The organism is Brevibacterium mcbrellneri ATCC 49030, assembly GCF_000178455.1.
Taxonomy (GTDB): Bacteria; Actinomycetota; Actinomycetes; order Actinomycetales; family Brevibacteriaceae; genus Brevibacterium; species Brevibacterium mcbrellneri.
The window spans coordinates 96,626-108,759 of sequence record NZ_ADNU01000023.1; the positions used below are offsets into that span (position 1 = coordinate 96,626).

The 12,134-nt window shown below is 55.8% G+C and carries 8 protein-coding genes; 7 read left to right on the top strand and 1 reads right to left on the bottom strand.

Annotation, left to right across the window (positions count from 1 at the left end):
- The first annotated feature begins 12 nt into the window (after positions 1-12).
- Positions 13-534, top strand: a complete 522-nt coding sequence (locus HMPREF0183_RS04480; protein ID WP_156798133.1) for a hypothetical protein — start codon at positions 13-15, stop codon at positions 532-534.
- A gap of 1,032 nt (positions 535-1,566) precedes the next feature.
- On the opposite strand, the gene HMPREF0183_RS04490 is transcribed toward HMPREF0183_RS04480, so the two are convergent.
- Positions 1,567-2,502, bottom strand: a complete 936-nt coding sequence (locus HMPREF0183_RS04490) for an Abi family protein (RefSeq protein WP_040348024.1) — start codon at positions 2,500-2,502, stop codon at positions 1,567-1,569.
- Positions 2,503-2,873: 371 nt separating this feature from the next.
- Between HMPREF0183_RS04490 and HMPREF0183_RS04495 the strand changes: the two genes are divergently transcribed.
- From HMPREF0183_RS04495 to HMPREF0183_RS04520, 6 genes are all read left to right on the top strand, one after another.
- Positions 2,874-4,532, top strand: a complete 1,659-nt coding sequence (locus HMPREF0183_RS04495) for an ABC transporter substrate-binding protein (protein WP_005883233.1) — start codon at positions 2,874-2,876, stop codon at positions 4,530-4,532.
- 121 nt (positions 4,533-4,653) lie between these two features.
- Positions 4,654-5,658: an ABC transporter permease gene (locus HMPREF0183_RS04500; protein WP_005883234.1), complete on the top strand. Its 1,005-nt coding sequence runs from the start codon at positions 4,654-4,656 to the stop codon at positions 5,656-5,658.
- Positions 5,655-6,653: an ABC transporter permease gene (locus HMPREF0183_RS04505; protein WP_005883235.1), complete on the top strand. Its 999-nt coding sequence runs from the start codon at positions 5,655-5,657 to the stop codon at positions 6,651-6,653. The genes HMPREF0183_RS04500 and HMPREF0183_RS04505 overlap by 4 nt, the downstream gene beginning before the upstream one ends.
- A gap of 4 nt (positions 6,654-6,657) precedes the next feature.
- The gene (locus HMPREF0183_RS04510; protein ID WP_005883236.1) at positions 6,658-8,319 is read left to right on the top strand and encodes an ABC transporter ATP-binding protein; all 1,662 of its coding nucleotides are present in this window, start codon (positions 6,658-6,660) and stop codon (positions 8,317-8,319) included.
- A 281-nt stretch (positions 8,320-8,600) separates the two neighbouring features.
- A complete protein-coding gene (locus HMPREF0183_RS12940; RefSeq protein WP_040348026.1) occupies positions 8,601-9,062 on the top strand; it encodes a hypothetical protein in 462 nt (153 codons plus the stop codon).
- Positions 9,063-9,073: 11 nt separating this feature from the next.
- Positions 9,074-12,124 carry a vWA domain-containing protein gene (locus HMPREF0183_RS04520; RefSeq protein WP_169309662.1) on the top strand — a complete coding sequence of 1,017 codons (3,051 nt, stop codon included), beginning with the start codon at positions 9,074-9,076 and terminating at the stop codon, positions 12,122-12,124.
- The last annotated feature ends 10 nt before the right edge of the window (positions 12,125-12,134 follow it).

A 12,134-nucleotide genomic window follows, 5' to 3' on the forward strand; every position in this document is an offset into this window, starting at 1 on the left:
GAAACTTTGAATGTGAATGAGATCATATGGGGATTTTCTTCCGGGCAGTGGGGTGCGGTCGCTGCCATTGGAAGCCTGATCACGGCGATTATCACTTATCGGGTTGCTGCACAGAATCGAAAATTAACGCTGAGTATTCATCGCCTGAGTGGTCCGTATCCAGTGATGCGTATCTGTCGGGAGAGAAGTACGAGCCTGAGCGAACCGGCGCACTTGATGATTGTGAGAGTCGAGAACATAGGCCGAATTGCTTGTGAGGTTTCTCCGCCCGTCATCGACACTAATCGTATTGGGAAGCGCGTGGTAGTGGATCCACATCTCCGGTTCGAGGGGCCGATCCGGCGGGTGCGTATCGAGCCTTCCAGGCATGTCGATTGGACACTCAATATTGACAAGCTCTCAGAAGCTGACAAGAAGAGGGTCGTCTATGTTCACCTTGAGACCCGTGCCACCGGCGGCAATGTGAAGCGGCAAAAGGTCTTATTGGGTGACTCCTCGAGGCTCATCGATCGGCTGCCTTTGCTGTGGCACTAAGAACTATTGAGGTGGGTGCATGAGATCCGGATTTTGCACCTACCCGCTCCGGTTTTGCACCCGCCCTTGCTGAAAATGCACCCACATAGAACACTCGTATCAATACCTACGTGGTGACAACCCATGTGAAGTCTCGGGACATCGTTCACTCGATGTCCCGAGATTTATTGTGTTAATGGGTGTTGGTGTGTCGGGTCATCGTTCCCTTTTTGTGGGTGGGTGTGTCATGTGGTTTTCTCTACATCCCAAGTCCATTTTTCTCGAGGGTTGTAGAGTAACAGGGCGATTTTCGCGCGAAAACGTGAACAAAACGAACAAAAAGGGTGTTTACTCTACAATCCTGATCGAGAAGTGTAGAGTAAACGGTTTCTGTTTGAGTGGTCGGGGGAGGGGCTCAAGAGCGTAGGGTCTACGGTGTGAACAATATCGGTCACTCGGTGCCTCTAGACTTTTTCTTATTCGCTCTCTTTTCTACTCTGCGTTGACGTGCCCGGGCACGTTTGGTTTTGCGGATTTTGACAACCCAACGCGGAACAAAGGGCCACGGCAGTGGAATCCCGAGAGCGCCGGTGAAGCCGATGACTCCAACGAGGAATGCAATAACGATAGGCACCTGGAATACCGTTTGGATAGGCTCGGAAAGGCGAAAGGCCTCGACTAGTCCTGCGGCGCCTGCTGCGCCCATGATCAGCGAGCCGTAGGGGAAATATAGAGTGCGCCATCACTGTCTGCGCCTTGCGCATCGCCGGTGTCGTACCAGGCCTCCGATTCGGGAGTCCTCCGCACGCCCAAGATGTAATAAATCCAATAGAGGATCATGAAAAGGAACAACCCCAGAGCAACGAGTAACTCGGTTGTATCCATTCTCATAGACTGTGCCCTCCGGTGGACGCTTGTGGCGGTACCGAATAGAAACGTACCAGCCTTCGGTTAGGTCGGGCATGTAGTGAAACTTAGACCATGCGAGTTAATCCGAGCTGCGATGGTGGCATGTACGCCTGTCGGGCGGGATTGTAGAGGTAAGGCGGTTCCTCAGTATTTCCACAAGGGCAATGTGGCCCAATCGGTGGGGACTCCCATGTGGCTAAGAGGAAGAATCTTTGTTTGTGGGTAAGTTGTCAACACTGTCGGAAGGGTCGTTCTGTCGCCAATGCCGAGTTCGGCCAAGAGGTATTGAATGAGCGTGAGCTGACCGAAGGATCTGTTGATTGCGTTTGCCACTGGGGCGAGTTCAGGAACGTCGTGCTTGGCGGGCAGCTTCGGCTTCAACGTATAGACCCGATTGAACATGCGGTTGTGATGTGCTGAGTAGTTTCGAACAATATTCAATGTTCTAAGCCACGAACCAAACTGTGATGCAGATAGTCTGATCTGGGATGCAATGGTGTCTCGTGCGTCTATTGGCGCGAGTTGGTAGAGATATGACAGCGCGCCCCAGTCGATGATCTCAACAGCCGCCCAAATGGGCAGTTGCCCTGAATACTTCTTCTTGTGATGAGCAACGAAGTCTTCGCGCGACCGCGACAACTCCTTGTCAAAGATGCCCCTCCACTCCGTGTAGGTTCGAGACGGTTTAGCGGACGGCTTTTTATTTCTGGCAACCGGGCCAAGTAGGTCGGGTTTCAAATGAATCAGAGGATCGATGCGCCCGAGTTCGTGTCCCAAAGCTGAACGGAGTGCCAGCTCGATGGGAATTAGGCAGGTGAACACACCTGCCCGAAGTCGTTCATCAAATTCATACAGCGCAAATACTTCTTCAAAGGAAGTGCCATTGACGAACGTATCGAGTCGCTGCCTGCGGTTTGGAGACATTTCACGGTATGGGTACCAGTACCCTGAGAGTCGGTAGTAGCTCACGTGTTCGAGTGTTCGACGGGCCTCGACCTCATCCTCAAACTTCATACCACGCGAGCGCAGGATATCGATCTGTTGTCCATGTGACTTGAAGATTTTCGACGCCTGCGACATCTGATTTCCCTTCAGAAGTGCGAAGAAAAATGAGGACCGGCCCTGGACTGCCACGAAGAGCAGCGGAACCGGTCTTGGTGGTGTAATTCTACCGTATTCAACGCTTGCGGGCAACGGCCAGACGAAACGGCGCTAAGTGAGCGTCTCGCCCCAACGCTCCCAACACTCGACCGAAGTGCCGCAAAACTTGTACCACCCCGCCTCCGCCTCCAGCACCCCGCACAACCACTCTCACCAGGCCTCATGTGACGAAAAGTGGCAAAGATAACAATTTGAACGCGCCTTTCGTGTCGCCGCCTCAAAGTTGTGAGGAGACTCACAGGTGACGCTATAGTGAAGCATTACGTGATCCATAACACACTGGAGGAAGCATGCGGTCTGCATGGAAAAAGAAGGCGTTCGGCGCTGTTGCCGTTGTCGCCTCAATGGCTTTAGCCGTAACTGGATGCGCCAAGTCGCAACGTGGCGAAGGTGGCGGGGGAGACGTCGACGGCCACTTTATTTTTGCTGCGTCATCTGACCCCAAAACGCTTGACCCAGCGTTTGCAAGCGACGGTGAGTCATTCCGCATTACTCGCCAGATCATGGAAGGGCTGGTGGGTACTAAGCCTGGAACGGCTGACCCAGCTCCTCTCTTGGCCGAATCATGGGACACCAGCGAGGACGGCCTGTCCTACACCTTCCACTTGAAGGAAGGCGTGAAGTTCCACGACGGAACCGACTTCAACGCTGAAGCAGTCTGCGCAAACTTTGACCGTTGGTACAACTTCACGGGCATCCAGCAGTCTGAAGCAGTTGCGTACTACTACGGCAAGCTCTTCCGTGGCTTTAAGGACAAGCCAGAAGACGCTGTGTACAAGTCTTGCGAAGCTACCGACGAGAAGACCGCAAAGGTCGACCTGGCCCAGCCATTCGCTGGATTCATTGCTGCTCTGTCACTCCCAGCATTCTCCATGCAGTCGCCAGAAGCCATGGAAAAGTACAACGCTGACAAGATTGGTGGAAGTGCTGAAGCTCCAGAAATGAGCGAATACGCTCGCGAACACCCAACGGGCACCGGCCCGTTCAAGTTCGAAGCGTGGAACCCTGGTCAGGACATCAAGCTGAAACTCAACGAAGACTACTGGGGCGAAAAGGGACAGATCAACCAGATCACGTTCCGTGTCATCGACGACCCGGTTGCCCGTAAGCAGTCCTTGGAAGCAGGCGAAATTGACGGTTACGACCTGGTTGCACCTGGTGACGTCAAGCCACTGTCTGACGCAGGCTTCAACGTGATGAACCGCGACCCATTCACCATCCTGTACTTGGGCTTCAACCAAGAAGTCAAGGAACTCCAGGACGTCAAGGTGCGCCAGGCGATCAGCTACGCGATCGACAAGGACGCCCTCATCAAGCAGACCCTTCCTGAAGGAACCAAGCCCGCTGTCACGTTCATCCCTGACAGTGTGAACGGTTACACCGAAGACGTCGAAAAGTACGAATACAACCAGGAAAAGGCTAAACAGCTTCTGAAAGAAGCCGGCTACGAAGACGGTTTCACTATCGACTTCAACTACCCGACTGGCGTTTCACGTCCGTACATGCCTACTCCTGAACAGGTGTTCTCCAACATTTCTGGTCAGCTTGAACAGGTTGGCATTAAGACCAAGGCTGTTCCGGAAAAGTGGTCTCCTGACTACCTTGACCGTATCCAGGGTGGCAAAAACCACGGCATCCACCTCTTGGGATGGACCGGTGACTACAACGACACCGACAACTTCGTAGGTGTGTTCTTCGGGACCGAGAAGCCAGAGTTCGGTTTCAACAACCCTGAACTCTTCAAGGCGCTTTCGGACGCCCGTAAGGAACCAAAGTTGGAGAAGCAGACGCCACTGTACGAAGACATCAACAAGAAGGTTGCTGAGTTTGCACCGGCCGTGCCTTTGGCACACCCTGCTCCATCGCTCGCGTTCTCAGAACGCGTGGAGGACTTCCCGGTCTCACCTGTCAACGATGAAGTCTTCAACGAGATCAAGCTGTCTAAGTAAGACCGCGCCCGAGGTGTCAGCCCGGTTGGTCTGATACCTCACCAAAAGGGGTGGAGCGACTCCGCTCCACCCCTTTGGCCGGTCATTTTGACGCTGAAATACAACTGAAAGGCATCTGCCCGTGCTTCGACTTATAGGCAAGCGGCTCTTGCTGCTTATCCCTACGCTTTTTGGGCTTTCAATTCTCCTGTTCTTATGGGTGCGCGCTCTACCAGGTGGCCCTGCAACTGCACTGTTGGGTGACAAGGCCACGCCCGAGGCCGTTGCGGCTGTGAATAAGGCGTACGGTTTCGACCGCCCCATATTAGAGCAATACTTCGTGTACATGAGCAAGATTCTGACAGGTGACTTTGGAAGGTCAATCCTTACCAATAGGCCTGTTCTTGAAGAGTTTGCCGCTCGCTTTCCCGCAACGCTTGAACTGTCAATTTTTGCAATCATCTTTGCGGTCGTCGTGGGTATTCCATTGGGCTACTGGGCTGCACGCAACGTAGGGAAGTGGCAAGACCACCTGGCTGTTCTCTTCTCGCTGTTTGGCGTGGTTATCCCTGTGTTCTTCCTGGCATTCCTCCTCAAATGGGTGTTTGCCGTTGAACTGGGTTGGCTACCCACCGATGGTCGACAAGACCCACGTATCGACGCCACCCACTACACCAACTTCTACATTTGGGACGGAATCAGCACGGGCGAATTCGACGCCGCCTGGGACGCCTTCCTCCACCTCATCCTTCCGGGAGTGGCACTGGGAACAATACCGTTGGCCATCATCGCGCGTATTACACGCGCAGCTGTTCTCGAAGTGCAAAACGCGGACTACGTTCGCACAGCACAAGCAAAGGGCCTAGCACCCCGTCTTATCCGTAGCCGGTTCGTGATCCGCAACTCAATGCTTCCTGTGATCACTACCATGGGTCTACAACTTGGTTTGCTGATCTCTGGTGCAGTTCTTACAGAAACAGTGTTTGCGTTCAACGGGATCGGCTCGTTCTTGTGGGGCGCGATCTTTAACCTCGACTTCCCAGTCTTGCAAGGCTTCATCATCTTTATTGCGCTGATCTATTCGATCATCAACTTGATCGTCGACGTGTCTTATGGACTCATCGACCCGAGGGTGCGTGTGTCATGACAATGAATCTTCCTCCAAAACCAGGCGGCGCAGCCGCCAACAACGCTGACAATCTCGCTGCGAGCCCTGAACAGGTTCAAGCAGGACTCACACAGACAACATCGGAACCCACGATGGACCAAAAAGGTACGTCGGTGTGGAAAGATGCTTCCTTGCGGCTACGCAAGAACCCTGCGGCAATTGCGGGCTTTGTGATTGTGGCTCTGTTCGTTCTGGTCAGTATTCTGGCTCCTGTTTTGGCGCCACATCCTGGCACTGCGGTCCCCGGGGCGCGCGAAATCACCCCCAGCCACATTCCTGGACCCGGTGAGCTGTCAGAGTTTCCACTAGGGCTCGACCGCTTTGGTGGCGATGTCCTATCCAAGCTCATTTGGGGTGCGCAGTCATCCTTGGTCATCGGTGTCGTATCGACAGCATTGGGCCTCTTGGGAGGTATGCTCCTTGGCCTGCTCGCCGGCACGTTTGGCGGATGGGTAGACGGCCTGGTGATGCGTATTGTCGACATCTTGCTGTCGGTTCCTAACCTTCTGCTGGCGGTCTCAATCGCAGCTATTCTGGGCCAGACTCCGTACGCGGTCATGATCGCAATCGGTGTTTCCCAGGTTCCGATCTTTGCGCGGCTTTTGCGGTCTTCCATGCTCACGCAGAAGGGACAAGACTACGTGCTGGCCGCCCAGACTCTGGGGCTTAGCCGGGGAACCATCACCATGAGTCACATTCTTCCTAACTCCCTTGGCCCTGTGATCGTGCAGGCGACGCTGACTCTCGCCACCGCCGTCATTGACGCTGCCGCACTGTCGTTCTTGGGACTTGGTGGTGGACGTCCAGAAACCGCCGAGTGGGGCCGAATGCTGACCTATGCGCAGTCGGAACTTGGAACAGCGCCCTGGCTTGCGTTCCTCCCAGGCATTTGCATTGCGCTGACGGCTTTGGGCTTCACGCTTATGGGCGAATCGCTCCGCGAAGCTCTCGACCCCAAATCACGGGCAAGGTGACACCATGACTCAGACTCCTAAAGAAACACCTAACCTCCTTACGATTCAAGACCTCGAAGTCTCTTTCACCACCATGCACGGCAAGGTGCAAGCGGTGGAAGGCGCCAGTATGGAACTGCCAGCAGGTGGAACACTGGCAATCGTGGGGGAATCCGGATCAGGTAAATCCACCACCGCAATGGCAACCATTGGTCTGCTGCCCGGCAGCGGAAAAGTGACCGCTGGTTCTATTGTTTTTGACGGTCAAGAACTCGTGGGGCTGGCAGAACCAAAAATGCGTAGCATCCGAGGTCGTCAGATTGGGTTGGTTCCGCAGGACCCCATGAGTAACCTCAACCCGGTGTCACGGATCGGAACCCAGATTTCTGAAACCCTTCTCACTCACAAACTGGCGACCAAACAGACGGTGCAGGAACAGGTTGTGGAAGTGATGGCTCAGGCCGGTATTCCGGAACCTGAAAGGCGTGCTAAACAGTTCCCGCACGAACTTTCAGGCGGGTTGCGTCAGCGTGCGCTCATCGCGATTGCTTTGGCATGTAAGCCCAAACTTCTCATCGCAGACGAACCCACCTCGGCGTTGGACGTCACTGTTCAGCAGGTGATTCTTGACCAGATTGACTCGATGACCGCAGAGCTAGGAACCTCGGTTCTGCTCATCACACACGACCTGGGACTAGCGGCCGAACGGGCCCAGAACCTGGTGGTCATGCACCGGGGGAAGGTTGTGGAATTCGGCTCATCTCGTCAGCTTTTGGAAGACCCGCAACACCCGTACACGCAGTCGCTGGTCAAAGCGGCGCCGTCAGTTGCTGCGGCTCGTCTGCTCACCCAGGAGCACACAACGGGAGAGACCGGCGCGGAGGCGAAAGAGGAAGAAAAGCCCCTTGTAGAGATTTCTGGCCTCACGAAGGTGTATCCAATTCGTGGGCAAGACGATTTCTACGCTGCAAAAAACGTGAGCCTGGAAATCCCTCGCGGAAAAGCGGTCTCGATCGTGGGGGAGTCCGGCTCGGGGAAAACGACCACCGCTCGTATGCTTTTGAAGCTCATCGAGCCCACTGAAGGTTCCATTACCTTTGAAGGAAAAGACGTTTTGGCGCTCAAAGGTAAGGACCTCAAGGACTTCCGGCAACGTGTACAAGCGGTGTTTCAGGACCCATACTCGTCGTTGAACCCCATGTTTACGGTGGGCAAGATCATTGAGGAACCTCTAGCGGCCTACAAGCGGGGGAATGCCGCAGAGCGTCGCAAACGCGTTCTTGAGCTGATGGAACAAGTAGCACTGCCACAACACTTCTACCGCAGATACCCGGCCGAGCTCTCCGGAGGGCAACGTCAACGTATCTCAATCGCTCGCGCACTTGCGCTCAACCCCGACCTCATTGTGTGCGACGAACCTGTCAGCGCTCTTGACGTACTGGTGCAAGACCAGATCCTGAACCTGCTGAAGAACCTTCAAGAAGAACTGGGGCTGTCCTACCTGTTCATTTCGCACGACCTCGCCGTGGTTAGGCTCATCTCTGACTACGTGTGCGTGATGAAGGATGGTGAGCTGGTTGAAGCCTCAACTTCGGAAGAAGTGTTCACTAACCCGCGTCACCCGTATACGCGCAAACTCCTCGCTTCAATTCCCGGCAACGAACTCGGAATTGACGAAGCGAGCTGAAACCAGGGGCCGTTCCTTGTCATGTAAGAATGACAAGGAACGGCGCTGAAACAGTCGTAGTATCAGATCTGAAACAAAGTAATAGTCGAGACATTCAGTAGTTCTCAACGTTGCTATGGTTGAAGAGTTCGCGCTCAAGCAAAATGAGAACGTGTAGTCATGAGCGTGAGATGTGAAAGGGGGCCACGGTGTCGGTGCCGTTTGGATCAGGGCCGGGTGGTAATCCATTCGGAAGTTCACCGGTGAACCAGCCGGGAGGGCCACCAGCACAGCAACCAGGCATGGCGCCTCAACCTGGAATACCGCCACATGCACCTCAACAGGGCCACGCCCCTCACACCTCGGACTCTTCCAGCCCTTTTGGATCCCAAAACCTAGGCAGTCAACCAGGCGCGCAACAGGCCCCTGACGCACCGTTCGCAGCAGACTCCGGGCCCAGCGACCTCACCGTCGCCGGACCGCCCATGCACATTCTCTTCATCGTTCTTGGATGCGCAGCCCTGGGGATTATCATCGCGATACTGCCGTGGGGCTTCACCGGAATCATCGGATGGCTGATCGCCGGACCAGTCGCGATCCTCATGTTGGGGAACTTCACCACCACCGATGTGCGCAGGCGAGCCGCCGGCATGTACGCCTCACGCTCAGCCGCCACAACCTTGTACTGGATGGCCGCGATTCTGACATTGATCGCTGTGATCGTGACCGCAATTCTGACAGCACTGTGGGTGGGACGCCTGTGAAAAACGTTCGTGTGCACGCTTTCAAACTTCTCATCGGCTTTTTTGCCACCTTCTTTCTTCTCGCACAAAGCCTGGCAGGTTTTTCAACCCCCGTTCACGCTCAGCCAAGTGAGGATCCCTCACAGGACAGCGGTGACTCACAGCAGTCAGGTGGGAGTGACCTCGGCAGTGCCAAACCACTCCCAGAACAGTTCTCAGCCTGCGCGGCAGCAGGAGGCAACATTGACGTTCTCATTCTGGTAGACGAATCGGGAAGTCTGGTCGACAGCGACCCCAACAACGCGCGCGTGACCTCGGGGTTACACCTTGTTTCACGCATGTCTAAACTGACCAAATCAGGCAATCTCTCCGTGGCGGTCAGCGGATTTGGCCACGAGTATTCCACTGTCCGTGACTGGCAAGAAGTCAAGAATGACGGTGATGTCGAAAGCCTCCGCGGAGCCATTAACGATCTGTCCAACCGCACCAACGGAATCGACACCGACTACTGGACAGCCATGGACGAAGCGCGCAAGCAACTCGCGAACCGCGCGCACGAACGCGGAAGCGACGCAAAGAGCTGCCAAGCGATCATCTGGTTCTCTGACGGTGAACTCGACTATGAAGTTCGCAAAGGCAACATGGCCAGCAAGTATGGTGAAACCAAACCGTTCGCGCCAGACATCAGCCTGAAAACTGAAGACGGCGCTAAAAAGGTCGAAGAAAAAGCACGCGAGGACATTTGTCGCTCTGGTGGTCTAGCTGACCAGCTACGTAGCTCGCGTGTTGCCATGTTCGGTGTTGGGTTGGGGTCGAAAGACGGAAAAGAATTTGACCTCATGCGTTCAATCGCAACCGGTAAAGACAGCGGTGGAAAGTCCTGCGGTGACCTCACCGACCCTGTTCCCGGCGAGTTCTACCTCGCATCAGACATCGACAGTTTGCTCATCGCTTTCGACTCGATTTCCGGTCTGGGACAAAAACCTATCACCAACGACCACGGGGTGTGTGTCAAGGACTTCTGCCAGGACGAAGCCCACACGTTCGTCTTAGACAACACCACCCTGGACGTTGACGGTTTTGCTACTGCCACAGCAGACGGTCTTCGCGCCGCGCTTCAAGGACCCGACGGGAAGATCGTCGACCTGAAAAAGGACGCAAAGAACGAAAAGACCGAAGTTTCTGGCGTGCCGTTGACCTACTCATGGGAAACCGGCAGAAGCCTGAGCTTCCGACTCGACGGCACATCTAAAGGCAAAATTGGTGACAAAGGCCCATGGGTAGGTGTCTGGCGGCTGGCATTCATCGCCGACGAAGGCGCAGACTCACAGGCAAAGTCCAAATCAAACCTCCACATCACCCCAGGTATAGTCCCAGCGTGGCCTGGCAAAGACAACGCTGATGTCCGTGCCGGGTCAACACTGAATGACGTCACCTTTGCGCTGCATGACCGCGAAGGCAACGACGTGCCCGTAGACTCCATCACCAGCACAGGTAAGTTCACTGCGACATTTACCGACTCTGCTGGCAAACAGAGCACGTTGACTGATACCAGCACATTCGGGGACATCACCAAGCCATTTAACTGGGACCTCGGAAGCGCACCCACGGGAGGCGGAACCCTCAACCTGTCGCTGGAACTGACGACGGCCTCGGCGAAAGACTCTGACGGCAACGACGTCCAAGGTACCAAGCTGAGTCCTGCTACCGTGGCTCTTCCTGTCACGGTGCAACCGCCTCTGGACTACCCCACAGTGCCCACCAAAGTGGACTTTGGTGAAGCTAAAGGCAAGATCGACCTGAACTCAGTTTTGAAACTGGGTGGAAAAGGTTGCGCCTGGGTAGAACCCGACTCCACAGAAGTGATCGCTTCGCCTGCCGGACTGGACAAGGTCCAGGTGTCCTCCGATGCCTCGAGCAAGGACAACTGTGTGAAAGCCGGTGAAGACTTGGGTCTGACGCTGGCCTCTGACCAGCAGGGCAACGGGGCGATAAACGGAACGTTCGTCGTCGCGTCGGCGCCCGAAAACGGCCAGGGCGAACCGGTGAAAACCAAGGTTGAATTCACCGCTAGCGCCGTCAAACCGCTCAACACGCTCAACTTCGTGACCACCCTGATCATCGCTTTGTTGCTGGGCCCGGGAATCCCGCTACTGATCCTGTACTTCGTCAAATGGCGAGGAGCGAAGATCCCGTCGCAGCCACTGGTCGCAGTGCGTGCGCAGATCGAAAAGACCTCCACCGGGGTGACCCGTGACGGTTCACGGTTCGCGTTCAACCAGGGCGATATGCGCAACACGGTCATGATCGGTTCGGGCGGTTCCCGCCAGATCGACGCCGCAGGTGTAACGCTCAAGACCAAGATGGGCGGATCACCGCTGGGACCAGGTTTTGTGGTCGCAGAAGTGCCAATGAGCGTGTCGAAGCACGACCCGGCACGCATACCGGCACGACTGCCTTTGGCGGTTCACAACCACTGGTTAGTCATGCGTAGCGAAGGTATGAACGAGAACCAGGCTGAGATCGTTGTTTTGCTCGCCGGCAACATTGATGAGAAGCAACGCGAAAAGATGGAAGACGAAATCGCTCGCGAAGCTGGTGACCTCATGGACCGTTTGCCGTTCACGGGAGCACAGGCCCCGGCTGGGCACGACTCGCCGTTCGGCGGGCCGTCTGAACCGCAGGCCAACCCGTTCGCCGAGGCGGACGCACCTTCACCTGCTCCGTCCAGTCCGTTCGGCGGACCGGGGTCGGCAGGGCCAGGTTCTGCCCCTCAAAGCCAGCCGCCAGCTGGTCCTCCGCCAGCGGGGCCCGGTAGCCAACCTCCTGCCGGACCTGGTGCTCAGCCCCCAGCAGGGCCGGGTGTACCTCCGTCAGGTCCACCTCCAACAGGTCCAGGTTTCCCGGGCCCAGGTGGCGGACCCGGCGCTCCCGGTCCTGACACCTCGGGACCCGGTGGCCCTGGGCAAGCTCCAAACAACCCCTTCCAGAACGGCCCTGGGCAACCTGGCCCCGGTCACTCCGGTCCAGGACAGTCCGGCCCTGGACAGCCAGGGCAAAACCCTTTTAGTTTTGGCCAGTAGCCGACTCACC

What these genes read in the sequence shown, in the direction of transcription:
- HMPREF0183_RS04495 (WP_005883233.1), top strand. Translation starts at nt 2,874, where the DNA reads ATGCGGTCTGCATGGAAAAAGAAGGCGTTCGGCGCTGTTGCCGTTGTC.
- HMPREF0183_RS04490 (WP_040348024.1), bottom strand. Translation starts at nt 2,502, where the DNA reads ATGTCGCAGGCGTCGAAAATCTTCAAGTCACATGGACAACAGATCGAT.
- HMPREF0183_RS04510 (WP_005883236.1), top strand. Translation starts at nt 6,658, where the DNA reads ATGACTCAGACTCCTAAAGAAACACCTAACCTCCTTACGATTCAAGAC.
- HMPREF0183_RS12940 (WP_040348026.1), top strand. Translation starts at nt 8,601, where the DNA reads ATGGCGCCTCAACCTGGAATACCGCCACATGCACCTCAACAGGGCCAC.
- HMPREF0183_RS04505 (WP_005883235.1), top strand. Translation starts at nt 5,655, where the DNA reads ATGACAATGAATCTTCCTCCAAAACCAGGCGGCGCAGCCGCCAACAAC.